Annotated in this window: 30 protein-coding genes; 24 read left to right on the forward strand and 6 right to left on the reverse strand. The window is 66.7% G+C overall.

Features of this window, described 5'->3' with window-relative positions; genetic code table 11:
- Positions 1–113: 113 nt before the first annotated feature.
- Positions 114–455, forward strand: a complete 342-nt coding sequence (locus ACWGRX_RS12490; RefSeq protein ID WP_291635870.1) for a DHCW motif cupin fold protein — start codon at positions 114–116, stop codon at positions 453–455.
- Positions 456–647: 192 nt separating this feature from the next.
- Here ACWGRX_RS12490 and serB read toward each other — a convergent pair whose 3' ends face one another.
- Positions 648–1,538: a phosphoserine phosphatase SerB gene (gene serB / locus ACWGRX_RS12495; RefSeq protein ID WP_452117789.1), complete on the reverse strand. Its 891-nt coding sequence runs from the start codon at positions 1,536–1,538 to the stop codon at positions 648–650.
- Between serB and miaA the strand changes: the two genes are divergently transcribed.
- Complete coding sequence (gene miaA, locus ACWGRX_RS12500; RefSeq protein WP_452117790.1) at positions 1,506–2,477, forward strand: tRNA (adenosine(37)-N6)-dimethylallyltransferase MiaA; 972 nt, start codon at positions 1,506–1,508, stop codon at positions 2,475–2,477. The genes serB and miaA overlap by 33 nt on opposite strands.
- 7 nt (positions 2,478–2,484) lie before the next feature.
- Here the strand turns inward: miaA and ACWGRX_RS12505 are convergent, their stop codons facing one another.
- Positions 2,485–3,948 carry a GGDEF domain-containing protein gene (locus tag ACWGRX_RS12505; RefSeq protein ID WP_452117791.1) on the reverse strand — a complete coding sequence of 488 codons (1,464 nt, stop codon included), beginning with the start codon at positions 3,946–3,948 and terminating at the stop codon, positions 2,485–2,487.
- Between the two features lie 333 nt (positions 3,949–4,281).
- Between ACWGRX_RS12505 and ACWGRX_RS12510 the strand changes: the two genes are divergently transcribed.
- From ACWGRX_RS12510 to ACWGRX_RS12540, 7 genes are all read left to right on the forward strand, one after another.
- Positions 4,282–6,045 carry an acetolactate synthase 3 large subunit gene (locus ACWGRX_RS12510; RefSeq protein WP_291635878.1) on the forward strand — a complete coding sequence of 588 codons (1,764 nt, stop codon included), beginning with the start codon at positions 4,282–4,284 and terminating at the stop codon, positions 6,043–6,045.
- Positions 6,046–6,186: 141 nt separating this feature from the next.
- Positions 6,187–6,900, forward strand: coding sequence for an aspartate/glutamate racemase family protein (locus ACWGRX_RS12515; protein WP_452117792.1), 714 nt, complete (start codon positions 6,187–6,189; stop codon positions 6,898–6,900).
- The gene (locus tag ACWGRX_RS12520; RefSeq protein ID WP_452117793.1) at positions 6,897–7,607 is read left to right on the forward strand and encodes a glutathione S-transferase family protein; all 711 of its coding nucleotides are present in this window, start codon (positions 6,897–6,899) and stop codon (positions 7,605–7,607) included. Before ACWGRX_RS12515 ends, ACWGRX_RS12520 begins: the two co-directional genes overlap by 4 nt.
- Positions 7,607–8,143 carry an acetolactate synthase small subunit gene (gene ilvN / locus ACWGRX_RS12525; protein ID WP_291635884.1) on the forward strand — a complete coding sequence of 179 codons (537 nt, stop codon included), beginning with the start codon at positions 7,607–7,609 and terminating at the stop codon, positions 8,141–8,143. The genes ACWGRX_RS12520 and ilvN overlap by 1 nt, the downstream gene beginning before the upstream one ends.
- Before the next feature lie 79 nt (positions 8,144–8,222).
- A complete protein-coding gene (locus tag ACWGRX_RS12530; RefSeq protein ID WP_291646909.1) occupies positions 8,223–8,438 on the forward strand; it encodes a hypothetical protein in 216 nt (71 codons plus the stop codon).
- A 78-nt stretch (positions 8,439–8,516) separates the two neighbouring features.
- Positions 8,517–9,257, forward strand: coding sequence for a helix-turn-helix domain-containing protein (locus ACWGRX_RS12535; RefSeq protein ID WP_291635888.1), 741 nt, complete (start codon positions 8,517–8,519; stop codon positions 9,255–9,257).
- A gap of 245 nt (positions 9,258–9,502) precedes the next feature.
- Positions 9,503–10,228 (forward strand): haloacid dehalogenase type II, encoded by a 726-nt coding sequence (locus tag ACWGRX_RS12540; RefSeq protein ID WP_452117794.1) that lies wholly within the window; start codon positions 9,503–9,505, stop codon positions 10,226–10,228.
- Positions 10,229–10,231: 3 nt separating this feature from the next.
- Here ACWGRX_RS12540 and ACWGRX_RS12545 read toward each other — a convergent pair whose 3' ends face one another.
- On the reverse strand, positions 10,232–10,777 hold the full coding sequence (locus tag ACWGRX_RS12545) for a DUF924 family protein (protein WP_291635892.1): 546 nt from the start codon (positions 10,775–10,777) through the stop codon (positions 10,232–10,234).
- Between the two features lie 161 nt (positions 10,778–10,938).
- Between ACWGRX_RS12545 and ACWGRX_RS12550 the strand changes: the two genes are divergently transcribed.
- From ACWGRX_RS12550 to ACWGRX_RS12565, 4 genes are all read left to right on the forward strand, one after another.
- Positions 10,939–11,589 carry a TetR/AcrR family transcriptional regulator C-terminal domain-containing protein gene (locus tag ACWGRX_RS12550; RefSeq protein ID WP_452117795.1) on the forward strand — a complete coding sequence of 217 codons (651 nt, stop codon included), beginning with the start codon at positions 10,939–10,941 and terminating at the stop codon, positions 11,587–11,589.
- A gap of 34 nt (positions 11,590–11,623) precedes the next feature.
- Entirely contained in the window at positions 11,624–12,643 is a 1,020-nt protein-coding gene (gene ilvC / locus ACWGRX_RS12555) for a ketol-acid reductoisomerase (RefSeq protein ID WP_291635896.1), read from the forward strand.
- Between the two features lie 161 nt (positions 12,644–12,804).
- Entirely contained in the window at positions 12,805–12,993 is a 189-nt protein-coding gene (locus tag ACWGRX_RS12560) for a hypothetical protein (RefSeq protein WP_452117796.1), read from the forward strand.
- A gap of 50 nt (positions 12,994–13,043) precedes the next feature.
- The gene (locus ACWGRX_RS12565) at positions 13,044–13,265 is read left to right on the forward strand and encodes a hypothetical protein (protein ID WP_452117797.1); all 222 of its coding nucleotides are present in this window, start codon (positions 13,044–13,046) and stop codon (positions 13,263–13,265) included.
- A 259-nt stretch (positions 13,266–13,524) separates the two neighbouring features.
- On the opposite strand, the gene ACWGRX_RS12570 is transcribed toward ACWGRX_RS12565, so the two are convergent.
- Together ACWGRX_RS12570 and ACWGRX_RS12575 are read right to left on the reverse strand one after the other, a co-directional pair.
- Entirely contained in the window at positions 13,525–13,887 is a 363-nt protein-coding gene (locus tag ACWGRX_RS12570; RefSeq protein WP_452117798.1) for a ComEA family DNA-binding protein, read from the reverse strand.
- A 202-nt stretch (positions 13,888–14,089) separates the two neighbouring features.
- A complete protein-coding gene (locus ACWGRX_RS12575; protein WP_452117799.1) occupies positions 14,090–14,629 on the reverse strand; it encodes a DedA family protein in 540 nt (179 codons plus the stop codon).
- 212 nt (positions 14,630–14,841) lie between these two features.
- On the opposite strand from ACWGRX_RS12575, the gene ACWGRX_RS12580 reads away from it, so the two are divergent.
- From ACWGRX_RS12580 to ACWGRX_RS12625, 10 genes are all read left to right on the forward strand, one after another.
- Positions 14,842–15,717, forward strand: coding sequence for an ABC transporter ATP-binding protein (locus tag ACWGRX_RS12580; protein WP_452117800.1), 876 nt, complete (start codon positions 14,842–14,844; stop codon positions 15,715–15,717).
- Positions 15,714–16,502 carry an ABC transporter permease gene (locus tag ACWGRX_RS12585; protein ID WP_291635906.1) on the forward strand — a complete coding sequence of 263 codons (789 nt, stop codon included), beginning with the start codon at positions 15,714–15,716 and terminating at the stop codon, positions 16,500–16,502. Before ACWGRX_RS12580 ends, ACWGRX_RS12585 begins: the two co-directional genes overlap by 4 nt.
- Before the next feature lie 139 nt (positions 16,503–16,641).
- A complete protein-coding gene (locus ACWGRX_RS12590; RefSeq protein WP_452117801.1) occupies positions 16,642–17,658 on the forward strand; it encodes an ABC transporter substrate-binding protein in 1,017 nt (338 codons plus the stop codon).
- A gap of 156 nt (positions 17,659–17,814) precedes the next feature.
- Positions 17,815–18,864, forward strand: coding sequence for a sensor histidine kinase (locus ACWGRX_RS12595; protein WP_452117802.1), 1,050 nt, complete (start codon positions 17,815–17,817; stop codon positions 18,862–18,864).
- Positions 18,865–18,956: 92 nt separating this feature from the next.
- A complete protein-coding gene (locus ACWGRX_RS12600) occupies positions 18,957–19,361 on the forward strand; it encodes a nuclear transport factor 2 family protein (protein ID WP_452117803.1) in 405 nt (134 codons plus the stop codon).
- A gap of 94 nt (positions 19,362–19,455) precedes the next feature.
- Positions 19,456–20,304, forward strand: coding sequence for a pyridoxal kinase PdxY (pdxY, locus tag ACWGRX_RS12605; protein ID WP_452117949.1), 849 nt, complete (start codon positions 19,456–19,458; stop codon positions 20,302–20,304).
- 4 nt (positions 20,305–20,308) lie between these two features.
- Positions 20,309–21,436 (forward strand): endonuclease/exonuclease/phosphatase family protein, encoded by a 1,128-nt coding sequence (locus tag ACWGRX_RS12610; RefSeq protein WP_452117804.1) that lies wholly within the window; start codon positions 20,309–20,311, stop codon positions 21,434–21,436.
- Entirely contained in the window at positions 21,433–22,338 is a 906-nt protein-coding gene (locus ACWGRX_RS12615; RefSeq protein WP_452117805.1) for a PhzF family phenazine biosynthesis protein, read from the forward strand. Before ACWGRX_RS12610 ends, ACWGRX_RS12615 begins: the two co-directional genes overlap by 4 nt.
- A gap of 13 nt (positions 22,339–22,351) precedes the next feature.
- A complete protein-coding gene (locus ACWGRX_RS12620) occupies positions 22,352–23,071 on the forward strand; it encodes an NUDIX hydrolase (RefSeq protein ID WP_452117806.1) in 720 nt (239 codons plus the stop codon).
- 76 nt (positions 23,072–23,147) lie between these two features.
- A complete protein-coding gene (locus ACWGRX_RS12625) occupies positions 23,148–25,220 on the forward strand; it encodes a M3 family metallopeptidase (RefSeq protein WP_452117807.1) in 2,073 nt (690 codons plus the stop codon).
- A gap of 117 nt (positions 25,221–25,337) precedes the next feature.
- Here ACWGRX_RS12625 and ACWGRX_RS12630 read toward each other — a convergent pair whose 3' ends face one another.
- Positions 25,338–25,667 carry a hypothetical protein gene (locus tag ACWGRX_RS12630; protein WP_291635917.1) on the reverse strand — a complete coding sequence of 110 codons (330 nt, stop codon included), beginning with the start codon at positions 25,665–25,667 and terminating at the stop codon, positions 25,338–25,340.
- A 111-nt stretch (positions 25,668–25,778) separates the two neighbouring features.
- On the opposite strand from ACWGRX_RS12630, the gene ACWGRX_RS12635 reads away from it, so the two are divergent.
- Positions 25,779–26,261, forward strand: coding sequence for a hypothetical protein (locus tag ACWGRX_RS12635; protein WP_452117808.1), 483 nt, complete (start codon positions 25,779–25,781; stop codon positions 26,259–26,261).
- Positions 26,262–26,336: the final 75 nt, after the last annotated feature.

The raw sequence follows: 26,336 nt of genomic DNA on the forward strand, positions 1-26,336 counted from the left end.
GGGCGGGCGGAAGTCCGCCCCTTTTGCTTGGCCGGCCGGTGCGATCGCCCTATTGCAATGGTGCCGGGCGCGGGCAGAGGCGGAGATTCCGGCCGCGGCGGGAGGAACATGGCATGCGGATGAGCGAAATCCCCTTCGGGACGACCGACTGGTCGGACATCGAACCGGAATACCATGCCGGGGAGCAGGGCCAGGCGAGCTGGCGAACCCGCCGCTTCGGGCCGCAGGACAATGCGATCCGGGTGCGGATGGTCGAGTATTCGCCGGGCTATGTCTCCGACCATTGGTGCGAGAAGGGGCATATCCTGCTCTGCCTCGAGGGTGAGCTCGAGACCACGTTGGCGGACGGGCGCGTCATGCTGCTGCGCGCCGGCATGAGCTATCAGGTCGCGGACAATGCCGAGCCGCATCGCTCGCGGGCGCCGAAGGGCGCGCGGCTCTTCATCGTCGATTAGCGCTGATCGATTTCGCGCGGCAGTTCCGCGTCATTCCGGGGCGGCCGGCAGGGCCGAGCCCGGAACCCATGAACATCACGCGCGTCCAGCGGAGCGCTGCATCTGCGGCACTCTGACCGGCTTGTTCAGTGTTTATGGGTTCCGGGCTCTTCGCATCGCGAAGCCCCGGAAAGACGGCGTGTTCAGCCGCCTTCAGTCCCTGACGATCTCATCGCCGCGATAGCCCTGGGCGTAGAGCAGGGCGGAGAGGTCGGCATGGTCGAGCCGGGCATCGGCCGCGGCGGCGACGGCCGGCTTGGCGCGATAGGCGGCACCGAGCCCGGCCTCGCCGAGCATGGCGAGGTCGTTGGCACCGTCGCCGACGGCGAGCGTCGCCTCATCGGGCAGGCCGAAGCGGCTGCGCAGCTCGACCAGCGTGTCGAGCTTGGCCTGCTTGCCGAGGATCGGCTCGGCGACCGCTCCGCTCAGCGCCGCGCCGCTGCTGAGCAAGGTGTTGGACCGGTCCTCGTTGAAGCCGATCATGCGGCCGATCGGGCCGGTGAAGACGGTGAAGCCACCGGAGACCAGTGCCGTGTAATGGCCCTGGGCTCGCATCGTCCGCACCAGGGCGCTGCCGCCCGGGGTCAGCGTGATGCGTTCGCGGATGATCTCGTCGACGACGGCGAGCGGAATCCCCTTGAGCAGCGCGACACGCTCGCGCAGCGCCGGCTCGAATTCGAGCTCGCCGCGCATGGCCCGCTCGGTGATGGCCGAGACCTTCTCCTTCAGCCCGACATAGGCGGCGAGCTCGTCGATGCATTCCTGGCCGATCATCGTCGAATCCATGTCGGCGAGGAACAGGCGCTTGCGGCGCGTCGCCGCCGGCTGGACGATAATGTCGACCGGGGCGCCGTCGAGCGCGGGGCGCAGCGCGGCTTCGAGCTTGCGCGCATCGTCCGCTTCCGCGAAGAGATCGGCCGCGATCTCGCCATCCAGGCGTTCGATCCGGGCCGGGGCGGGGGCGGCGTCGCGCAGGCGGGCGAGCAGCGCCTCGCCGAGCAGGGCCTGACCATGGGCGGAGACGAAGGTGGCAACGAGCGTCATGAGGGAGCCGGGCAGGAGGTGAGGTACAGCGCGGTGCTCATCGCAGGTCCGACGGCAAGCGGCAAGTCGGCACTGGCCGTCGCGCTGGCGCAGCGCTTCGGCGGTGTCGTGATCAATGCCGATTCGATGCAGGTCTATCGCGACCTCTCTGTGATCACGGCGCGGCCGACCCGGGAGGAGATGGGATACGTCCCGCACGATCTCTACGGCCATGTCGACGGCGCCAGGAACCATTCGGTCGCGGTCTATGTCGCCGAGGCGGCGGCGCTGCTCGCGGAGTTGGCGCCACAGGGCCGCTTGCCCGTGTTGGTCGGCGGCACCGGCCTCTATTTCAAGGCACTGACCGAAGGCCTGTCCGCAATTCCGCCGGTTCCCGAGGCGGTCCGTGCCGATTTCCGGGCCCATGCCGCCGAGCGTACGACCGGAGAATTGCACGCCGAGCTCGCGGCGCGGGACCCCGAGATGGCAGCAAGGCTGCGCCCCAGCGACCGGCTGCGGGTGATGCGGGCCCTGGAAGTGCTGGCCGCGACCGGCCGCTCGCTCTCAAGCTTTCAGGGCGAGCGCCAGCCGGGGCCGCTCGCAGGTCAAAACCTGTTGCAGATATTCCTGGCTCCGGAACGTGAGCTGGTGCGGGAGCGGATCGACCGGCGCTTCGACGCGATGATGGCGGCAGGCGCGCTGGACGAGGTCTCGGCGTTGCGGGAAAGGCGGCTCGATCCGCTGTTGCCGGTGATGCGCGCCCATGGCGTGCCCGGGCTGATCGCTTATCTCGACGGCCAGCTTTCGCTCGCCGAGGCCGTGGTGCGCGGCAAGGCGGATACGCGCGCCTATGCCAAGCGGCAGGTGACCTGGTTCCGCCATCAAATGGCGGGCTGGCACGCCGTCGCGCCGGAGGCCGGCCTCGCCTTCGCTTTGGCCGAGCTGGCCCTTCGGGACTGAGTTGCGCTCAAGCGGCGGCCGCAATCTCGTCCTCGGCGCAGCGAATGCAGTCCCGGCCTTCGTCCTTGGCCCGGTAGAGCTGCTTGTCGGCGCGAGCGACCAGAGCGCCGAAATCCTCGTCGGCGCGGCGCGTGGCGACGCCGATGCTGGCCGTCACCTGGAGATCGAGCGTCTCGGAGACCGGCAGATGGCTGCGGCGCAGACATTTATGCAGGCGCTCGGCGAAGCGCCGCGCCTCTCTGGCGCCCGTGCGTGGCAGCAGCACGGCGAACTCCTCGCCGCCGAGCCGGCCGACGAGATCGTGCCCGGCGCGCATCTGTCCGAGCAGCAGATCGGCGAAGGCGCGGATGACGGCGTCGCCGGCCGGATGGCCATGCGTGTCGTTGACCCGCTTGAAATGGTCGATGTCGATGATGAAGAGCGAGGTCTCGTGCCCTGAGGCGGCAGCGGCCCGGATTTCGGCGTTGGCCTTCTCGATCATCGAGCGGCGGTTGAGCAGGGTGGTCAGCGGATCGGTCTCGGCGAGCCGACGCAGCTCCTGCTCGCGCTCCTCGCGCTGGCCGAGCTCGTGCGAGAGGGCCCGCCGGGTCGCGCGTTCCTTGCCTATCTCCAGGGCCAGCGTCGCGGCCCGGCTCTGCAGGGTGAGGTTGGCAAGCTTGAGCTCGGTGATGTCGGTCAGCGTCATCACGAGTCCGTCGCCGAGGGGAGCCAGCGCGACCTGCAGCCAGAGATCGCGCCCGTCGACGGTGTAGGACGCCTCGAACATATCGTTGCGGCGGAGTTCCATGACATAGAGGCAGCGGCGCCAGATCGTCTCGTCGGCCAGGAAGGGAAGCGCCTGGCGGCCCTCGCGGTCGACCAGCGCATCTCCGGCCAGGCCGGCCATGGCGGCGGCGCGCCGGTTGGCGGTGATGATGACGGTGCGGTCGATATTGCCGTCCTCGTCGCGCAGGGCGCGCAGGGCGACGATGCCCGCCGGCGAGGTGTCGAGCACGGTCGTCAGAAGTTCTTCGTGAAATTGCAAGGGCTTGCTGAAGACGATCAGCCGGCGCTGGCCATCGGCGCAGGTGGTCGGCAGCACCAGCCGCTCCCACAGGCTGACGCGGACGGTCTTGACGGCGCGATGGATGGAATAGAGCGGCTTGCCGCTGGAGAGAGCCTCGTCATAGCAGGCGATGGTGAAGCGAGCGACCGCCGGGCGCATCTGGGTGACGTGACCGCCGGTGCGGTCGCAGCCGACAAAGCGGATGATGTCTTGGCCGAAATGCTCGTAGCGGTAGTCGCCCGTTCCGGTCGGCGCCATGATCATCAGGTCACGGGCGCAGAAGGAGAGAAGCTCGCTGCTCAGCGCTTCGAAGGAGGCACCGGCGAAGTCGGGCAGCGCTCTGCGATCGAACCGGCCCAGCAGGTCGGCGACTTCGGGCGCGTAGGCTCGCTCGACGATGTTGTGGGTATGGACTTCCTGATGCATCGGGCCCGGCTTCCGTCTCCGGGATCGCTATCAGCCTGATCTTGAGAAAGTGTTCCCTTGGGGCAACAAATCCGCTGGCAATTGCCCGGCGGCCCGAAAATCCGTAGCGCAATCTGCTTGACCGGCCGGCGGCGCTCGTCTAGCGTCCGCCAAATTCTTTCACTGCAAGGGCGCGACATGCGCAAGCTCATTCTCGTAAAGGTGCGCTGGTAGGGGCCGGTTTAACAAACCGGGTGTCCCCAACGCCAGCGCACGCCCAGGCCCCTCAGAGGGCCTTTTTTATTGCCTTTTTTCCAGCTGAACTCGAAAAGACAGATCGCGCAGGAGACCGTTATGAGCGAGATGATGACTGGCGCCGAAATGGTCGTTCGCGCCCTTCAGGATCAGGGCGTCGAGCATCTCTTCGGCTATCCCGGCGGTGCGGTGCTGCCGATTTATGACGCGCTCTTCCAGCAGGAGAAGGTCAAGCATGTGCTCGTCCGGCACGAGCAGGGCGCGGTCCATGCGGCCGAGGGCTATGCCCGCTCCGGCGCCGGCAAAGTCGGCTGCGTCCTCGTCACTTCGGGGCCTGGGGCGACCAATGCGGTCACCGGCCTGACCGATGCGCTGCTCGACTCGATCCCGCTGGTCGTCATCACCGGCCAGGTCCCGACCCATCTGATCGGCTCGGACGCCTTCCAGGAATGCGACACGGTCGGCATCACCCGCTCCTGCACCAAGCACAACTATCTGGTGAAGAGCATCGCCGACCTGCCGCGCATCCTGCACGAGGCCTTCTATGTCGCGGCAAACGGTCGGCCTGGCCCGGTCGTGATCGACATCCCCAAGGACATCCAGTTCGCGACGGGCGCTTATAGCCGGCCGCGCGACAACCAGCACAAGACCTATCGGCCGACGGTCAAGGGCGACCTCGGCAAGATCAAGGCTGCGGTCGAGCTGATCGCCAAGGCCAAGAAGCCGGTGTTCTATACCGGCGGCGGCGTCATCAATTCCGGCCCGCACGCCTCGGCGCTGCTGCGCGAGCTGGCGCGGCTGACCGGCTATCCGGTGACCTCGACGCTGATGGGCCTCGGCGCCTTCCCGGCGGCCGACAAGCAGTGGCTCGGCATGCTCGGCATGCACGGCACCTACGAAGCCAATCTCGCCATGCATGACTGCGATGTCATGATCAATATCGGTGCGCGCTTCGACGACCGCATCACCGGCCGGCTCGATGCCTTCTCGCCGCGCTCGAAGAAGATCCATATCGATATCGACCCGTCCTCGATCAACAAGAACGTCAAGGTCGATATCGGCATCGTCGGCGACTGCGCCCATGTGCTCGAAGACATGGTCCGGATCTGGCGCGAGACCTCGCCGCAGATCGACAAGACGGCGCTGACCGCCTGGTGGACGCAGATCGATGGCTGGCGCGCGCGTAACAGCCTCGGCTACAAGCAGTCCGGCTCGGTGATCAAGCCGCAATATGCGATCGAGCGCCTCTATGAACTGACCAAGGATCGCAACACCTACATCACCACCGAAGTCGGCCAGCATCAGATGTGGGCGGCCCAGTATTTCCGCTTCCAGGAGCCGAACCGCTGGATGACCTCGGGCGGGCTCGGCACCATGGGCTATGGCCTGCCGGCGGCGATCGGCGCGCAGATGAAGAACCCGGACGCGCTCGTCATCGACATCGCCGGCGAGGCTTCGATCCTGATGAACATGCAGGAGATGTCGACCGCGGTTCAGTACCGGCTGCCGGTCAAGATCTTCATCCTCAACAACGAGTACATGGGCATGGTGCGCCAGTGGCAGGAACTGCTGCATGGCGGGCGCTATTCGGAGAGCTACTCCGCTTCGCTGCCGGACTTTGTCAAGCTGGCGGAGGCCTATGGTGGCAAGGGCATCCGCTGCTCCGACCCGGCCGAGCTCGACGCCGCGATCATGCAGATGATCGAGACGCCCGGCCCGGTGATCTTCGACTGCCTCGTTGCCAAGGAGGAGAACTGCTTCCCGATGATCCCATCCGGCAAGGCGCATAACGAGATGATCCTGCCCGATTTCGAGGGCGACACCGGCGACATCATCGACGCCAAGGGCAAGCAGCTGGTTTGATGATGCATCGTCATGCTCGGGCCTGGCCCGAGCATCTCAGGCAGGGAGAGGCGCCGACCAGCGCCTTCTCGCCGGGAGATTCTCGGGTATGCGCTTCGCCGCGCCCGAGAATGACGGCGTCGGCACGATAGGGGGGACCACATGGCGACCATCGGCCTGATCGGCGGGATGAGCTGGGAATCGACGGCGGTCTATTACCGGCTGCTGAACGAGGGGGTGCGGCGGCGCCAAGGCGGGCTGCACTCGGCCGATATCCTCCTGCATTCGGTCGATTTCTCGCCGATCGCCGAAATGCAGGCGGCCGGGGATTGGGCGTCTGCCGGTGCGGCGATGGCCAACAGCGCGCGTCGCCTCGAAAGCGGTGGTGCCTCCTGCATCGTGCTGGCGACCAACACCATGCACAAGCTCGCCGACCAGATCACCCAGGCGACGAACCTGCCTTTCCTGCATCTCGCCGACGTCACCGCCAAGGCGATCCGCAAGACGCAGAGTCGCCGGCCGCTGCTGCTGGCGACGTGCTTCACCATGGAGCAGCGCTTCTATCGCGATAGGCTCGCCGCCTTCGGCGTCGAGGCACTGGTGCCGGACGAGACGGAGCGGGGTGAGGTCCATCGCATCATCTATGAGGAACTCTGTCGCGGCCGGATCGAGCCGGGATCGAAGGCGCGTTATCGCGAGATCGTCGATCGGGTGGTCCAGGAGGAGGGCGCCGACGGCGTGATCCTGGGCTGCACCGAGATCACGCTGCTGCTCTCACAGTCCGATTTCGCCCAACCGGTGTTCGACACGACGGCGCTGCACGTCGATGCCGCTCTCGATTTCGCTGCCGACCTGTCGGAGCAGGTCGCGGCATGAAACTGGTCATCGCCAACAAGAACTACTCGTCCTGGTCGCTGCGGCCCTGGCTGCTGCTGACCGAACTCGGCATCCCCTTCGAGGAGGTCCTGATCCCGTTCGGGCAGACCTTCGACGATCCCGAATGGAAGCGCGCGATCTCGGCCTTCACCCCGGCCGGCAAGGTGCCGGCGCTGCTCGACGGTGAGATCCAGGTCTGGGAATCGCTGGCGATCATGGACCACCTAGCCGAGCTCAGGCCCGAGCAGCCGGTCTGGCCGCGCGAGCGGGCGGCACGCGCTATGGCGCGCTCGATCGCAGCCGAGATGCATGCCGGCTTCGCGGCCCTGCGCGGTGCCTGCCCGATGAACCTCGCCCGCCGGTTCCATCCGCGCGATCGCGGCGCCAAGGTCGCTGCCGATGTGGCGCGCATCACTGTGATCTGGCGGGACGCCAGGGCTCGGTTCGGCGAAGGCGGACCCTTCCTGTTCGGTGCCTTCGGCGCTGCGGATGCGATGTTCGCGCCGGTCGTGGCGCGCTTCGCCGGCTACGGCATCGGGCTCGACCCCGTCAGCGCCGCCTATGCCGAGGCGGTACAGGCGACGCGCGGCTACAAGTCCTGGCGCACGGCCGCGCTCGCCGAACCCTGGATCATCGAGGAGGACGAGGCCGACGAGCCGGTCCTCGAGGATTTTCGCCCCCATCTCAGCCGCAGTAAGGCCCAATGATGAACACGACGCATTATCCGACCGCCCCGACCGCCCAGCCGATCGCCCGTCACACGCTGGCGGTGATCGTCGACAACGAACCCGGCGTCCTGGCCCGGATCGCCGGGCTGTTCTCCGGCCGTGGCTACAATATCGAGAGCCTGACCGTCTCCGAGACCGAGCATGAGAAGCACATCTCGCGTATCACGGTGGTGACCTCCGGCACGGCGAGCGTCATCGACCAGATCAAGGCGCATCTCGACCGGCTGGTGCCGGTGCACCGCGTCGTCGACCTGACCCTGCAGGGCGAGGCGCTGGAGCGCGAGCTCTGCCTGCTCAAGGTCGTCGGCAAGGGCGATCACCGCGTCGAGGCGATGCGTCTCGCCTCGGCCTTCGGCGCCCGCACCCTCGATGCCTCGCTGACCTCCTTCGTCTTCGAGCTGACCGGAACCACCGAGGAAATCGAGCGCTTCATCAAGCTGATGACCGTGGTCGGCCTGACCGAGGTGTCGCGCACCGGCATCGCCGCGATGAGCCGCGGCCCGGACGCGATGTGAGATCGGCCAGCGCGATGAAGGGGCCCTGCATGGTTGATGGATTCGGCCTTTCGGCCTTCGCGGCCGGGAGGGTTGGCGCATGATGATGGGGTTGGAACAGTTCGCGCTCGGCCTCGGCATCCTCGGCCTCGCCTGCTTTACCTGGCCGATCCTGCAGCGGCTTTCGGGCCGGGCCCAGCCCGAGCCTCTCGGCAGCGGCAGGAGCCTGCGCTCGCCGCTGTGGTGGGCCGGGTTCGGTCTGACCGTGATCGCGATCTTCCTGCAGCGGCTTGCGGCTCAGCAGGGCGGCGGCTGAGCCGCGACAAGTAGCCCTTGATCGTGCGCGGCGTTCGGCGGCAAATGGGCCGCATGATCCCTCGCCGGTGCGCAAGCGATGTCGATCCAACTCGAAATCCGCAGCTATCGTGGCGCCGACCGCCATAGCCACGACTACGCTCAGATTCTGCTGCCCATGCAGGGTGCGATGCGGCTCGATGTCGAGGGGCACCGCAGTGTCGTCTCGAGCAATTGCGTCGCGGTCATTCCGCGCGACCACGCGCATGATTTCGAGCCGACCGCCGATTGCAGCATGCTCATCCTCGATGTCGAGGCGAACGCGTTCGCGGGCGAGGCCGCTCCGGCGCTGCTGCGCGACCCCGCGCCGTCGCTGACGCGGGTCGAGCCCTGGCTGTGGCGGATGTTCCGCCAGCTCGGCGCCGAGGTCGAGGCAGGGGCCTGCCGGGCAGGCGATGCGGCGCGCATGGCGTTGGCAGGGCTGCAATTGCTCGAGCCGCAGACATTTTCGCGGCCGTTGTCACGCGCGGAAGGCCGCGTGCTCGAGGTCGCTCATGAGACGCGGCCAGGAAACGTCTCGCAGATGGCGAAGGCGGCGGGCCTCGGTCAGAGCCGCTTCCACGAGCTGTTCCGGGCGACGACCGGGCAGTCGCCGAGACAGGCGCAATTGACGCGGCTGTTCGACGAGGCGGCCGACCGGCTGGTTACGACGGCGCTGCCGATCTCCGAGATCGCCTACGGGCTCGGCTATCAGAACGCCTCCTCCTTCAATCGGCAGTTCAGGCGGCGCTTCGGCCTGACGCCATCGGAGTTCCGCGCGGCGACCCGGCGAGGCGGCTAGTCCCTCACAGCCCTCATCCTGAGGAGCAGCCGTCAGGCTGCATCTCGAAGGATGCTTCAGCTGTCTCAGGAGCCTCCTGGATCATCCTTCGAGGCGGCCGCTCACGCGGCCTCCTCAGGATGAGGACCTGGGAGAGCGGATAAGGAAGTGCAGTTTCGGTCAAGCCGTTCGGAGCTTCGGCTCATCACGGGGTTCCGGGCGCTCGCTATGGTCGACGCGACCCAAGGCCATGAGGAGCACCCGCGATGAAACTCACCGATTTCAAGGTCCTGACCTTCGATTGCTACGGCACACTGATCGACTGGGAGACCGGCATCTGGAACGCGCTGCAGCCGCTGATCAGCGCCGGCCGGCTCGACCTCGGACGCGAAGACGCGCTGGCGCGCTTCAGTCGTATCGAGAGCGAGCTCGAGGAGGCGGCGCCGTCGCTGCGCTATTCGACGTTGCTCGCGGCGGTCCAAGCCCGTCTCGCCAAAGATCTGGGCGTCGCCATCCACGCCGATCTGAACGAGCGCTTCGGCGGCTCGGTGCCGGACTGGCCGGCCTTCCCGGATTCCGCCGGGGCGCTCGCCTATCTCAAGCGGCATTACCGGCTGGTGATCCTCTCCAATGTCGACCGGGCGAGCTTCGCCGCCAGCAATCGCAAGCTCGGCGCCGCATTCGACGCGATCTACACTGCCGAGGATATCGGCTCCTACAAGCCCGATCCACGCAACTTCGCCCATCTGCTCGCGCATCTGGAGGCCGATCTCGGCCTTGAGGCCGGCGAGGTGCTGCACACTGCGCAGAGCCTGTTCCACGATCATGTCCCGGCGGAGCGGGCCGGGCTGGCGCGCGCCTGGATCGACCGGCGCTTCGGCATGGTGGGCAGCGGCGCGACGCAAGATCCCGCGACGCGGCCGCATGTCGATTTCCATTTCAAGAGCCTGGCCGAGCTGGCGCAGGCGCATCGCGAGGAGATGGGCGGCTGAGCTTCAGCCGCTGAAGCCGCCATCGTCGAGGAAGCGCCGCTCCTCGGCCGAGCTCTGCCGGCCGAGGACGGGGTTACGATGCGGAAAACGGCCAAAATCGCGGATGATGTCGCGATGGATCTCGGCGAATTTCACGCCTTCCGGGTCGTCGGCCGCCTCGCAGAGCGCGATGCAGCGCTGCTGGTCGGCGAGGTCCTCCGAATGCATGAACGGCATGTAGATGAAGCGTCGTTCCGGGTTCTCGAAAGCCTGGTCGAAGCCGCGCGCTATGGCGCGCTCGGCCACTGCGAGAGCTAGCGGGTCGGCGGCGAAGGCCTGCGACGAGCCGCGATAGAGATTGCGTGGGAACTGGTCGAGCAGGAGCAGCAGGGCATAGACGCCTTCCGGCGTCTCTTCCCAGGCGTTCAGCTCGCCGCGGGCGGCAGCCTCGACCTCGGCGAGGAAGCGCCGGCGGATCAGCGCGTCGAAGGCATCGTCCTTGGCGAACCATTTCTCCGGGCCGGCCTCGCGCCAGAAATCGAGGATCGCGGTGGCGGCGGGCGGGGTCATCGGCAGGCTCCGTCGGGTTTCGGCAATGTGGTTGGCTCTGCGCCTATATAGGCCGTGCCGCGCCGCAGGGTAGGCCGGCATCCCCCCGCCGCTTTCCGCTTGCACGCCCGCGGGCCCTGGGATAGATCACGGAACCGTAACGTACGGTACTGTTCCGGACCATGGTCGATTCCGCCACCGAAAACCAGGCAGAGGCTCTGACACCGCGACAGCTCGCGGTGCTCGATGCCGTGCTCGGGCTGATGGTGGAGAAGGGCGACCAGCTGACCATGGCCGCCGTGGCGCGGCGGGCGAGCTGCTCGAAGGAGACGCTCTACAAATGGTTCGGCGACCGCGACGGCCTCCTGACCGCGACGGTGCAATGGCAGGCCTCCAAGGTCCGCGCCGGCAATTACGACCGCCAGAAGCTCGACGCGCTGTCGCTGCGCGACAGCCTGATCAGCTTCGCCGCCAACTGGCTGCAAGTGATTTCGAGCCCGACCTCGATCGCCCTCAACCGGCTCGCCATCAGCCATGCCGCGACGCATGAGAGCAATCTCGGCGGCATCGTGCTCGCCAATGGGCGTTTCGCGATCGGCGAGCGGCTGCGGCCGTTGCTGGAGGACGGGCGTGCGACCGGACTGCTCGATTTCGACGATGCCGAGACGGCATTCCGGACCTTTTTCGGCCTGGTCGGCCGCGATGTGCAGATTCGCCTGCTGCTCGGCGACGCGTTGAAGCTCAGCGCCACCGAGATCGAGCGCGATGCGGCGCGTGCCGCCGACCAGTTCCTCGCACTTCACGGGCGGGCGAAACCCGCACCGAAAGCCTGAAGCAAAGAACCCAACCCAAGGAAGGACGCATCCAATGCGCGTTTATTACGACCGTGACGCCGACATCAATCTGATCAAGGGCAAGAAGGTCTGCATCGTCGGCTATGGCTCGCAGGGCCATGCGCACGCGCTCAACCTGCGCGATTCCGGCGTCAAGGAGATCATCATCGCCCTGAAGGCCGGCTCGGCCACCCGCAAGAAGGCCGAGGATGCCGGCTTCAAGGTCATGACCCCGTCCGAGGCCGCCAAGGTCTCCGACATCATGATGATGCTGACCCCCGACGAGCTGCAGGGCGACATCTATCGCGACGAGCTGCATGGCAACATGAAGGAAGGCGCCGCCCTTCTGTTCGCGCACGGCCTCAACGTCCATTTCAACCTGATCGAGCCGCGCAAGGACCTCGACGTGCTGATGGTCGCCCCGAAGGGCCCCGGCCACACAGTCCGTTCCGAGTATCAGCGCGGCGGCGGCGTGCCGACCCTGATCGCGATCCACCAGGACGCGACCGGCAACGCCCATGACCTCGGCCTCTCCTACGCCTCGGCCAATGGCGGCGGCCGCGCCGGCATCATCGAGACCACCTTCAAGGAAGAGTGCGAGACCGACCTGTTCGGTGAGCAGGTCGTGCTCTGCGGCGGCCTGGTCGAGCTGATCAAGGCTGGCTACGAGACCCTGACCGAGGCCGGCTACGCCCCGGAAATGGCCTATTTCGAGTGCCTCCACGAAGTGAAGCTGATCGTCGACCTCATCTACGAGGGCGGCATCGCGAACATGAACTACTCGATCTCGAACACCGCCGAATATGGCGAGTACGTCACCGGCCCGCGGATCATCACCGACGAGACCAAGGCCGAGATGAAGCGCGTGCTGGCCGACATCCAGTCGGGCAAGTTCACCCGCGACTGGATGCTGGAGAACAAGGTCAACCAGACCTCGTTCAAGGCGACCCGCGCCCGCTATGCCGCGCATCCGATCGAGGAAGTCGGCGCCAAGCTCCGCGACATGATGCCGTGGATCAAGGCCAAGGCCCTGGTCGACAAGACCAAGAACTGATCTGGAGGAGGGTGGCGGGGCCGACCGCGGCTTCGTCTCCAGCCCATGGAAAATCAGGAACGGGCGCCCGCGAGGGTGCCCGTTTTACGTTTCGGGAGCGTCTCTGGAACCGGGCTGCCTCGCCGGCGTTGATGCTGCAGTCACAACAGCAGGAGCGTCCGATGATCCACGAGGAGACGCTGACGCAGCGGGCCGTCAGGCACGGCCGCCGACACCACCATGCGGGCCATGGGAGTTCTCATGCCGCCCATCCGATCTCGCGGCAGGAGCGGTTTTTTCTCGCTCTGCTCGGCGGCTGTCTCGGGCTCACACTGCTCGCGAGCGCGATGTTGCAACTGGTGAACGGCTGAATGCGTCCCGGCTGATCGCGGCCTTCGGGCCGCAGAGAAGGGAGACGGCGATGGAACAGGATGTCAGGGAGCGCGAGGCCCGGATTCCGAGGGAAGGCGGCCAGCCGATCCCGCCGATGCGGGCCGATACGCATTCCGATACCGATCCGGCGGTGGAAACGCCGATCGAAGCGCGCCAGGGGTTCCTCGGCAGGCCGGTGCTGATGGTGCTGGTCTGGGGACTGATCCTCGCGGTCGTCGCCTGGATCGCGGTCGAGATGATCGCATACTGAGACGGCGCGGCCGGCGCGGCTTCAGAAAAGAACGGAGATACGGCGAACGAAACGGCTTTCAACAGATGGAGGCGACCATGGAACCGGTGAGAACGCTGCATGAGTCACATGGCCTTCAACTCGGCCTTTCGCATCGGCGCTGGGCGCCTCTTTCGCCCTGCTCGTGATGATCGTGATCGGTCTGCTGTAGAAGGCCAACTCTCCGGCATAGGAGAACTACGAGGCCGGCCGCTTTCGCAGCGGCCGGCCTCGCTCAGTTTCAGAAAGTGATCTTGTCCTTGATGTCGGCCTCGACATTGGCCGGCAGGACGTTGCGCTTCACCAGATCGTCGAAATTCTTGAACTTCGCCTTGGCGCGCTCCTCGATGATCTTCTTCGAGCGAGCCTCGCCAATGCCCTTCAGCGTGTCGAGCTCGGCGGCGCTGGCGGTGTTGATGTTGATCTTCTTGGCGTGGGCCTGCGTCGCGGCGGGCGCTGCGGGTTTCGCGGCCGGAGCGGCGGGCGTCGTCATCGGGGCCGCCGGCTTGGCCGGGGTCGCAGGTTGGGTCGCGGTCTGCGCGAGGGCCGGGGCGGCGGCGAGGGCGACCGCGGCGAGGCCGGTGGCGAAGCGGGAGAGGGTCATGGCATGGACTCCTGTTAAGTCCTGCCCGGAGGATTTCGAGCCGCGCGGATGCCGGGCCGTCCGCGCCGCCGCGTCGGTTGCGAACCGGGTAGGCCGGTCTCGACGCGATGCCCGGACTTTCGGCCGGACAGCCTGAACGGGGTCTGAGACCTCCGTTCAGCTGGCGTTGTGTTTCGGCGGAAGGCTCGGAGGGGCGCCGTCGCTATTTACCGGTGAACTGCATCATCATCTCCGTCGCGCGTCCGGCGCCATAGAGCAGGCCGAAGCCCCAGGCGAAGGAGGCGACGAAATTGGCGAGCTGGAAGAGCCAGAACGGCATCTGCACGATGCCGGCGACAAGCGCGATCACCGCCCGCAGGGGCCCGACGAAGTGGCCGATGATGATGCCGAGAAAACCCCATTTCTCGAAGAAGTCATGGCCCTTGCGCAGCAGATTGGGATTGTCGCGCAGCGGCCAGTAGTCGTCGACACGCGGGCCGAGCAGGAGGCCGACCCAGTAGGACAGCCAGAAGCCGAAGGCCGCACCGAGCGAGGCGGCGAACGAAAGCGGGATCAGGTCGAGGCCGGAGGCGCCGGCGACCGCGCCGAAGGCGGTGAAGAAGAGCGTGGCCGGGACCAGCCAGGAAAAGATCGCGACGCATTCGGCGAAGGCGACGAAGAAGACGATCGGCAGCGCCCATTGCTGGTTGGTGCGCATGAACTCGACGAGAGTCTGAATCCATAGGTCGAGTTGCGCGGTCACCGGCCGGTCTCCTTCAAGGGAATGCAGCGATACAACAGAAGCTTCGGCGTTTCGCTAGCCGGCCGGCGTTAAAAAAGCTGCCGCGGCGCTCTGCTATCGTACGGGTTGCCTTCGTCGGATGATCGCCTACTCTCGCCGCGGACGGGAAAAATCGACCGGGGCAGCCGGCGCCTGCAGGCGCGGCGCTGTACTCGGCGGGGGAAACGACACTGATGCAGTCTGAAGACAGCCCGCCGGATGTGGCGGGCGCGGGGAGTGCCGCCTCGGCACCAGCGGTTCGCCTGAGCGGGCTGGACATCACCTTCCATCTCAAGGGCGGGACGCGCTACCAGGCGGTGAAGGCGATCGACCTCAGTGTCGCCAGCGGCGAGTTCGTCTCGGTGGTCGGACCGACCGGCTGCGGCAAGTCGACCCTGCTCAACGCAGCTGCCGGGCTGCTGACCCCCTCCGCCGGCAAGGTCGACATCTTCGGCAAGCCGCTCGTCGGGCTCAACCGGCGCGCCGGCTATCTCTTCCAGCAGGACGCGCTGATGCCGTGGAAGACGGCGCTCGACAACGTCAAGGTGGCGCTGGAGCCGATGGGCGTCTCCGACGCCGAGGCCGACAAGCGGGCCCGCGACTGGCTGGCACGCGTCGGCCTGCGCGCCTTCACCGAGCGCTACCCGCACATGTTGTCGGGTGGCCAGCGCAAGCGCGTGGCGCTGGCGCAGATGCTGATCCGCGACCCCGAGATCCTCTTGATGGACGAGCCGTTCGGCCCGCTCGATGCGCAGACCCGCCAGATCATGGGCAATCTCCTGCTCGACCTCTGGTCGAGGGATCGCAAGGCGCTGATCTTCGTCACCCATGATCTCGAGGAGGCGATCGCGCTTTCCGACCGGGTCGTGGTGATGTCGGCCGGCCCTGCCGCCGGCATCGTTGCTGACTACAAGGTGCCGCTGCCGCGCCCGCGCGACATCGCCGAGATCAGGCTGGAGAAGGCCTTCCATGAGATCCATCGCGACATCTGGTCGTCGCTGAGGATCGAGGTGCAGAAGGCCTATGCCATGGGCGAGGGCAAGGAACTTGTCGGGGAGGGAAGCCCGTGAGCCGGCTCAAGCTGCTCTTGCTGCAGATCCTGGTGATGGTCGTCGTCCTGGCGATCTGGCACGTGATCAGCAATTTCCCGATCTTCGGCGACGTCAAGACGATCCGCTTCTTCTTTTCGACGCCGTTCGACGTGCTGGCGCGGACCTGGAAGCAGCTCACCGGCGCCGAGATCTACTGGCATCTCAGCATCACCCTGACCGAGACCGTGCTCGCCTTCGTCATCGGCTCGGCCGCCGGCGTCTTCTTCGGCTTCGCCTTCGCCAGGAATGCGCTGCTGGCGGCGGTGTTCGATCCCTATATCAAGGCGGCGAACGCCCTGCCGCGCGTCGTGCTGGCACCGATCTTCGCGCTCTGGTTCGGGCTCGGCATCTGGTCGAAGGTGGCGCTCGGCTTCACGCTGGTGTTCTTCATCGTCTTCTTCAACGTCTATCAGGGCGTGAAGGAGGTCTCACCGACCGTGCTCGCCAATGCCCGCATGCTCGGCATGAACGAGCGCCAGCTCTTCCGCCATGTCTATTGGCCCTCGGCCCTGACCTGGATGTTCTCCTCCCTGCACACTTCGGTCGGCTTCGCGCTGGTCGGCGCGGTGGTCGGCGAATATCTCGGCTCCTCGGCCGGGCTCGGCTACAAGATCCACGAGGCCGAAAGCGTCTTCGACGTTACCGGGGTGTTCTCGGGCATGCTGATCCTGGCGCTGTTCGTGATCCTGATCGACTCGCTGGTGACCATGGTCGAGAACCGGCTCCTGGTCTGGCGCCCCGGGCAGAGCTCGACGACGACCTGAACGGAGACGGGAGGCGAGACGAAGGGCCGGTGGCCTTCGGGAATTGCACGCTGCGTGACCGCGGCCTAGGTTTTGGACAAGGGGCGGGGTCGCAAAAAGCTCCGGCCGGACAATAAGATTTGGCAGGGAAGGAAACCAAATGAACCGCAGACATCTGATCGCTGCCGGCCTGGCACTGGCGGTATTCTCCACGCCGGCCTTCGCCCAGAACGCCGAGAAGCCGAAGCTGACGCTCGGCGTCGGCGGCAAGCCGCTGCTCTATTATCTGCCGCTGACGGTCGCCGAGAAGAAGGGCTACTTCAAGGAGCAGGGGCTCGACGTCGAGATCAATGATTTCGGCGGCGGTGCCAAGTCGCTGCAGGCCCTGGTCGGCGGCTCGGTCGACGTCGTCACCGGCGCCTATGAACACACCATCCGGATGCAGGCCAAGGGCCAGGACATCCGCGCGGTGATCGAGCTCGGCCGCTTCCCGGGCATCGTCATCGCGGCGCGCAAGGACCTGGCCGGCAAGGTCAAGTCGGCCGCTGATTTCAAGGGCCTGAAGATCGGCGTCACCGCGCCGGGGTCCTCGACGGCGCTGACCGCGCAATACGCCATGGTCAAGGCCGGGCTGAAGGCGACGGATGCGCCGATCATCGGTGTCGGCGGTGGTGCCAGCGCGGTCGCGGCGATGAAGCAGGGACAGGTCGACCTGATCTCGCATCTCGACCCGGTCATCTCCAAGCTGGAGGCCGATGGCGACATCACGACGCTGATCGATACGCGCACCGAGGCAGGCACAAAGGGCCTGTTCGGCGGCGCCAATCCGGCCGCCGTGCTCTATCTCAAGGCCGACTTTGCCGAGAAGAACCCGGTGACCACGCAGAAGCTGGTCAACGCGCTGATGAAGTCGCTGAAATGGCTGGAGACGGCCAAGCCCGAGGACGTCGCCGATCTCGTCCCGGCCGAATACCATCTCGGCGACAAGCCGCTCTATCTGCGCGCGGTCAAGAACTCGCTGGAGAGCTATTCGCGCACCGGCATCTCTACGCCCGATGCGATGAAGAGCATGTATGATTCGCTCAAGCTGCTCGATCCCGAGCTGGCGAAGTCGGATGTCGACCTGAACAAGACCTTCATCGACACCTTCGCCAAGAAGGCCGGGGCGGGTTCCTGATCCGATAGGCATCGTCACCGGCGGCGAGCGGCAAGTCGCTTGCCGCCGGTCACGCGATGCTTTCAATAGGGAAGAAGCTCTCCCTTCGGTGACGCAGGTCGCCACTCCAGGTGATATTTGAACAGCGGTACGCGGTTTCTCGATGGTGGCGGCGCGATGGCGGTGGCCATCGCAGCTCATGACTGGACGACGACGCTCGGGCCGCCGGAGAACTGGCCCGCCGCATTGCGGGTGGCGGTCGGGATGATGGTCAATTCGCATTTCCCGAAATGCATCGTCTGGGGTCCCGACCTCATCACCATCCACAACGATGCCTTCCGACCGATCCTCGGCGACAAGCAGGCGCTCGGCCGACCGTTCAGCGAGGTCTGGGCCGAGGTCTGGCCGGAGATCGGTCCGCTCGTCGAGAAAGCCCTCGCCGGCGAGGCGACCTTCATCGAGGATTTCCCGCTCGTCATCGACCGTTATGGTCATCCCGAGCGCGCCTGGTTCACCTTCTGCTACAGCCCGATCCGCGACGAGAACGGCGCTGTCCTCGGGATGATCGATACGGTCGTCGAGACCACCGCCAAGATGCAGTCGGAGCGCAATTCGCGCCTGCTCAACGCCGAGCTGGCTCACCGGATGAAGAATGTGCTGGCGATGATCGGTGCGGTCGCCAACCAGACCTTCCGCTCGGCGAGCTCGCTCGACGAGGCGCAGGTAACCTTCGGCGAGCGGGTCGCCGCGCTCGGCGAAGCGCATACGATCCTGACCCAGTCGAGCTGGAGCGGCGCGCCGATCCGCGCGGTGATCGAAGGCGCCCTGGCGCCGCACCGCATCGCTGCAGGGCGCGTCCTGCTCAGCGGCCCGGCCCTGGAGCTCGGGGCCAAGCAATCCCTGACGCTGGCGCTGGCGATCAACGAACTCGCGACAAATGCGATCAAATATGGTGCGCTGTCGGGTGAGGGCGGCCAGGTCGCGATCTCCTGGCGAATCGGTTCGCCGGAAAGCGAGGAGCTTTTCGCCTTCGGGTGGAGCGAGAGCGGCGGGCCGCCGGTGAGCGCGCCGGCACGCAAGGGCTTCGGGTCGCGTCTGCTCGAGCGGGTCGTGGCGCTGGATTTCCAGGGCAGGGTCTCGCTGTCCTATCGGCAGGAGGGCCTGCGCTACGCGCTGGAGACGACGATGTCGGCGATCGCAAATGCCGAGCCGGTCCACGCGAACTGAGCGCGTGGCGGCGCTGTCCCGGCGCGAGACCGGAAACTGGACTCTCCGAGGCGCGCAGACCACAGTATCGTCCAGACGTTTGGGAATGTGCCATGGGCGAGCACGCCGCCGTCGCCGAACTGATCAGAAGCGCTTACGCGGCCCGCCATCGCGGCGACCTCGATGAGCTGATGGGCTATTTCCATGAGCAGTGCAGCTATCGCCTCGCGGGCGGCCCCACCGCTTCCGACGTCTTCGTCCAGCCGCAGGGGCATGCCGCCGTGCGTGCGCAGATGGCCGCGCTGATCGCCACCTATGTCTTCAGTAACATCGAGGAACTCGCGCTGATGGTCGATGGCGATCGGGCAACGCTGCACTGGCGGGCCGATGTCCGATGCCTTCCGAGCGGCCGCAGCGGCTCCTTCGAGGTCATCGACCTGTTCACTTTCGCCGACGGCAAGCTGACCAGCGTGACGCAGTTCACCGACACGGCCGGCGTGGCCAGATTGTCGGCGTGAGGGGCGTGCAGGCACCCGCAAGATCGCTTTCGATTTGCGACGGGGCCGGGGAAGGCGCTAGACCATGCCCTCCTGCCACGAACCTGTCGTGCCCATGAACATCCTCTCGATCCAGTCGCACGTCGCCTATGGCCATGTCGGCAACGCCTCCGCCGCCTTCTGCATGCAGCGCCTCGGCGTCGAGGTCTGGCCGATTCATACCGTGCAGTTCTCGAACCATACCGGCTATGGCGACTGGAAGGGCCGGGTCTTCGATGGCGGCATGATCGACGAGGTGGTCGAGGGAATCGCCGAGCGCGGCGTGCTGCCTACCTGCGATGGTGTGCTCTCCGGCTATATGGGCTCGGCCGATATCGGCCATGCCATCCTCTCGGCCGTCGAGCGCGTGCGGCTCGCCAATCCCAAGGCGATGTATTGCTGCGATCCGGTGATCGGCGATGTCGGGCGCGGCATCTTCGTGCGGCCGGGGATTCCCGAATTCATGCGCGAGCAGGCTGTGCCGGCCGCCGATATCGTGACCCCGAACCAGTTCGAGCTGGAATTGCTGACCGATGTCGAGGTTCGCAATATCGGCGACGCCCACCGTGCCGTCGAGGCGCTGCGCGATGCCGGGCCGAAGGTCGTGCTGGTCACCTCGCTGATTACCGACGAGACACCGGACGATGCGATCGACCTGATGGCCGCCGATGCGCAGGGCGCGTTCCGGGTGCGCACGCCGAAGATCGACATCAGCGTCAACGGCGCCGGCGATGCCATCGCGGCCTTGTTCTATGTCCACTATCTGCGCGACGGTTCGGCGGCGAGCGCGCTCGCCAAGGCCTCATCCTCGATCTACGGGCTGCTCAAGCGCACCAAGGATGCCGGCTCGCGCGAGATCCTGACAGTCGCGGCGCAGGACGAGTTCGTGGCGCCCTCGCACCAGTTCACGCCCGAGGCGGTCTGAACGCATGCGGCTTCGCCTCGGCACCTTCAACGTCGAGAACCTGCTGACGCGCCACCGCTTCGAGGCCGGCGGCCGCACCGAGACGGCGGCGGCGATGTCCTTGTTCAATTTCCCGCGTGCCGAAGAGCGCGATGCGGTCGAGCGTTCGCTCGCGGTCGCGCTGGAAGACGACAAGCGCCAGATGACGGCGCTCGCCCTCGCCGAGGCCAATGCCGATCTCTGGATGCTGCAGGAGGTCGATTCGCTCGCCAGCCTGCAGGCCTTCTTCGCCAACTATGTCCACCGCATCGCCGATCATCGCTATGGGCATTTCACGCTGATCGACGGCAATGACCGCCGCAGCATCGATATCGGCTTCGCCGCCCGGCGCGACCTGCTGGCGCCTTCGCAGGTCTCTGTCCACTCCTATCGCGAGCTCAGCTTCGCCGAGGCCGGGGCCTTTTCGCCGGCGGTCGCGGCTTTCGGCATCCGCCCGGGCGATCGGGTCTTCGCGCGCGATTGCCTGGTGATCGCGCTCGATTTCGGCGACCGCGAACTGACCCTGTTCGGCTGCCATTTCAAGTCGATGAACAATGGCCGCGACGATGGCAGGCAAGCGACGCTGCCGATCCGCCGGGCTGAAGCGCTGGCAGTGCGGCGCCTCGTGCAGGAGCGTTTCGGCGCCGGCTGGCGGCAGGCGAACTGGGCGATCCTCGGCGATCTCAACGGGTATCGCATCGGGCTCGGGCCTTTGGCGGAGCCGGTCGACGAGGGCGATAGCGGTCTCGAGCCGCTGCTGGACGATTTCGCCGTCGATCCGATGACGAGCCTGCCCGAGCATGAGCGCTGGACGCATTTCCGGCGCTACTGGTCGGATACGCAGCAGAAGCTGCTCGAGAGCCACATGCCACTCGACCATATCCTGCTGTCGCCGGCCTTGGCCGCGGCCAATCCTAAGCCCGTCATCCAGCTGATCCGGCGCGGCCTGCCTTATCGTGTGCCGCTCGATCCGCGCGAGGCCGATCGTTCGATGGGCAAGCTGGCCCTGACCAATGATCGCTATCCGCGCGTCGGCTGGGACCGGCCCAAGGCCTCGGATCATTGTCCCCTGACGATCGAGCTGACGATCCCAAAAGCGCAAGGAAGGTCATGATGCAGCGCCGCTTCGTCACGCTCGACGTCTTCGCTGCTCGCCCGCATGCCGGCAATCCGCTGGCGGTCGTGCTCGACGCCGACGGACTCGACGTCGCGGCGATGCAGGCGATCGCGCGCGAGTTCAATCTTTCGGAGACGGTCTTCGTCCTGCCGCCGACCGATCCTGCGCACCGGGCTGCGCTGCGCATCTTCACGCCGGAGCGCGAGCTGCCCTTCGCCGGACATCCGACCGTCGGCACCGCGGTGCTGCTGGCCCTGCGTGACGCTGCCGAGGGCCGACCCGCGGCGCTGCTCGTTCTGGAGGAGGAGGTCGGCGTCGTGCCCTGCGCCGTGGGCTGCGGCACGGCGCGCTCGGGCTATGCCACCTTCACCTTGCCGCGCCTGCCAGAGGAGGTCGAGCCGGCCGCGGCCCTGCCGCTGCTCGCCGGAGCGCTGGGGCTCGACCGGCGCGATATCGGCTTCGACGCGCATGTGCCCAGTGTGTTCTCGGCCGGGCTCGGCTTCACGTTGGTGCCGGTGGCGACCCGCAAGGCGCTCGCGGAAATCCGCCTCGATACCAGCCTCTGGTCGCAGGCGATGCGACCGGTGGGCCAAGAGAACGCCTTCGCCTATTGCCGCGAGACGGCCGAAGCGGGCCATCATTTCCATGCGCGCATGTTCGCACCAGGCATGGGGGTCGTCGAGGATCCGGCCACCGGCTCGGCCGTCGCCGCATTCGCAGGGGCGGTGATGCGCTTCGAGAGGCCGGGGGATGGCGAGCATCGCCTGGTGATCGAGCAGGGCTATGAGATCGGCCGACCCTCGCAGATTGAGCTCGGGTTGAGGGTGGTCGACGGCACGCTGGTCTCGGCGACGATCGGCGGGATGGCGGTGGTGATGAGCGAGGGACATCTGCTGTGAGGAGACCGGGGCGGTGAACGGCGTTGAGGATGGCAATATTATCGCGCTCCGGGGGGTCGAAGCCCGGGTGGAGCCCTATGAATGGAGCTTCGCCAGCGAGCGAGCCGCCGAGATCGCCGAGCATTGGCGCAGTCTGACCGCGGACAAGCCGGCGATGTTCAACGGCCGCGTCCTGCTGCAGCATCGCGGCGCGATCGAGGACGGGGTCTTCCATGCCGGCTATTTCGGTGCCGATTATGCGGCGCTCCTGGCCTGGCGGAGCTTCGGACTGCCGCCTCCGGCGGTCCGCAACGGTTTCGGCATGGCGGCGCTGCGCGCGGCCGATGGCGGCTTCCTCCTCGGCCGGATGGGCGAGCACACCGCCAATGCCGGCAAGGTCTACTTCGCTGCCGGCACGCCCGATGCGGACGATATCCTGCCCGATGGCACGCTCGATCTCGCCGGCAGCGTCACCCGCGAACTCTGCGAGGAGACCGGGCTTTCGCTCGACGAGATCGCGGTGGCGGAGAGCTGGGACGCGGTGATCGTGCCCGGCCGCGTCGCCTTCATGCGCCCGGTTCGGATCGATCTGCCGGCCGAGGCGGCGCGGGCGCTGATCTTGGAGCGCATCGCCGCGCAGCAGGAGCCGGAGCTCGCCGACATGGTGATCGTCCGCGAACTGGCCGATTGCGGCGAGCATGACATGCCCCCCTTCATGATCGCCTATCTCGCCCATATCTTCGGGCGGGACTGATCCGCCCGGGCGCGGCCCTGCCGCGCCCGGGCGAGCTTTCCTTTCGATCGATGCAGAAGCGCTGAAAGACCCGTTCATGACCGCATCCGAAGCCCTGAACCTGCCGGCCGGCAATCCCTTCGCGCAGGTCTGGGAGACGCCTTTCGGTTTGCCGCCCTTCGCCGAGATCCGCCCGGAACATATCCATGAGGCCTATCCGGCGGCGCTGGACAGGCACCGGGCTGAGATCGAGGCGATCAAGGCCGAGAAGGCAGAGCCCGATTTCGCCAACACGATCGAGGCGCTGGAGCGTTCGGCTCGCGGGCTGAGTCGGCTCGGCGGCGTCTTCTACAATCTCGCCGGGGCGGACACGAACGAGGCTTTGCAGGCGATCGAACGCGAGATGTCGCCGGTGATGTCGCGTCACTGGTCCATGATCATGATGGACGAGGGGCTGTTCGCGCGGGTCGAGGCGGTTTTCCTTCGACGCGAGAGCCTCGGCCTCGACGCCGAGCAGATGCGCTTGCTGGAGCGCACGCATCGCGGCTTCGTCCGCGCCGGCGCGCAGCTCGGGCCCGAGGACAAGGCGCGGCTCGCGGCGATCAACGAGCGGCTCGCCATGCTGGGCACCAGCTTCGGCCAGAACCTGCTCAAGGACGAGGCGGGCTATGCGCTGGTGCTGGAGAACGAGGCCGATCTCGTCGGTCTGCCGCCCTTCGTCGTCGCGGCGATGGCCCGGGCCGCGACAGATCGCGGCGAGGCAGGCAAGCATGCGGTGACCTTGTCGCGTTCGGTGATCGAGCCTTTCCTGACCTTCTCGAAGCGACGTGATCTGCGCGAGGAGAGCTTCGCCGCCTGGAGCAGGCGCGGCGAGAATGGCGGCGAGACCGACAACCGCGCCATCGTCGCCGAGATGGTCAAGCTGCGGGCCGCGAAGGCGCGCCTGCTCGGCTTTGCCACCTTCGCCGATTTCAAGCTCGACGACAGCATGGCGAAGACGCCGGCGCGCGTGCGCGAACTGCTGGAGCTGGTCTGGAAACCGGCCAAGGCGCGCGCCGCGCAGGAGGCCGCCGACCTCGCGGCGCTCGCCCGGGAGGAGGGCGAGAACGGCCCGATCCGCCCCTCGGACTGGCGCTATTACTCGGAGAAGGTGCGGCAGAAGACCTATGCGCTCGACGAGGCGGTGCTGAAACCCTATCTCCAGCTCGACCGCATCATCGCCGCGGCCTTCGACACCGCCGGCAAGCTCTTCGGGCTCGCCTTCGCCGAGCGCAAGGACCTCGCCGGCTACCATCCCGACGTCCGTATCTGGGATGTCACGGAGGCGGCGAGCGGCCGGCATATCGGGCTCTTCCTCGGCGATTATTTCGCCCGCGCCTCGAAGCGTTCGGGCGCCTGGATGAGCGCCTATCGCGGCCAGCGCAATCTCGACGGCGAGGTCCGGCCGATCATCGTCAACGTCTGCAATTTCGCCAAGCCGGCGGAGGGCAAGCCGGCGCTGCTCTCGATCGACGACGCCCGCACGCTGTTCCACGAGTTCGGGCACGCTTTGCACGGCCTGCTCTCGGACGTGACCTATGGCTCGCTGGCGGGCACCTCGGTCTCCCGCGATTTCGTCGAACTGCCCTCGCAGCTCTATGAGCATTGGTTCCTGACCAGAGAGGTGATGCAGCGCTTCTGCCTGCATGCCGAGACCGGCGAGCCGATCCCCGACGCGCTGATCGAAAGGATCCGGAAGGCTCAAACCTTCAACCAGGGCTTCGCCACGGTGGAATACACCTCGTCGGCGCTGGTCGACCTCGCCTTCCACTCGCTGGAGCTGCCGGCAGAGGTCGACCCGCTCGCCTTCGAGGCGGCAGAGCTTGCCCGGATCGGCATGCCCGGCGAGATCACCATGCGCCACCGCACCCCGCATTTCAGCCATGTCTTCTCGGGCGACGGCTATTCTGCGGGCTATTACAGCTATCTCTGGTCCGAGGTGATGGACGCTGACGCCTTCAACGCCTTCATCGAGGCGGGCGATGTCTTCGCGCCGGAAGTGGCCGGGAAGCTGCGGCGCTACATCTATTCGGCCGGCGATACGCGCGACCCGGCCGAGGCCTACACGCTGTTCCGGGGCCGGCTGCCGACGCCGGACGCCCTGCTCGAGAAGCGCGGACTGGCGGGGTAGTCGGGAACTCGGGGCGTCATGCTCGGGCTTGTCCCGACCATCCGCGTCTTTGCTGGTCGCGTGTCGCTACCCAAGACGTCATGCTCGCCGCACGGGCGAGCATGACGGCGGTTGTTCTCACGGATAGCCGAATTTCGACTTGGTCGCGCGCAGCTGGGACAGCGCCCCGGCCTCGTTGCCGCCCGAACAGGTGGCGCGCGCCTTCTCGATCTCGGCGCTGACGCGGACATGGACGTTGCGGGTGGTGTGGCCGGTCTGGACGTCGTTGTCGACCACCGCCTGGAAGCGCTCGATCTCGCCGCCGCAGCCGCTGCCGGTCGGCATGCGGAAGGTGTTCGGGGTCACGCCGGTCGGCGCCTGCTCCGGCGAGGGGGCCGGCGGCGGGCCGGCGCTCTGGCAGGCGGCGAGCGCTAGGCAAAGGGCGGTTGCGAGAAGTCCAGCGCGCATGGTCGGCTCCGAAGCGGGATCGGCCACGAGCATGACCGATTCCGTGCCGCCAGCCAATCATGAGCAGCCTGTGGACACAGTCTCGTCACCGGATTGCCGGATGCTGCCGCCATGACCATCGAAGCCCAGATCGTGCTCGCCGTCTTCGCCGACTATTTCCAGTTCTTCGTCCAGGACGAGGCGGCCAATGAGGATTTCGGTCCACTCTGGACCGATGAGGCGGTCGAGCGCCTGATCGCCGCCGGCGATTGCAGCGTCGGGATCGGGACGGTGCGCAACATGTCAGTACCGGTCGCGCTGACGATCCACCCGGACGAGCCGGAGGATGATTTCCATGAGTGGGACCTGGTCAACGAATGCTCCTTCACGGTGCGTTCGGGCCGGATCGCGATTCTCGGCTGTACGGATGCGTTGCCGGAGGCGGCGCGGATTTCGCTCGCGCCCGGCCCCTATCGGCTGCGGGTCTCATATTCGGGCCTCGACAGCCTGAGCGAGGACGGGCTCGACGGCGACGATTTCTACCGGCTGCAGCTCTGGCCGGCTCCGCTGGCCGGATTGCGGACCTTGAAGGAGAAGGCTGGCGCGAGCCGCTGATCGCGTCTTGCACAGCGGCCCGGTAATCGGTTACACAGCCTCATTCGAAGAGGAACGCCCGTGGCCGCATCCGCC

The sequence above is a fragment of the Allobosea sp. NPDC055594 genome (assembly GCF_053618995.1).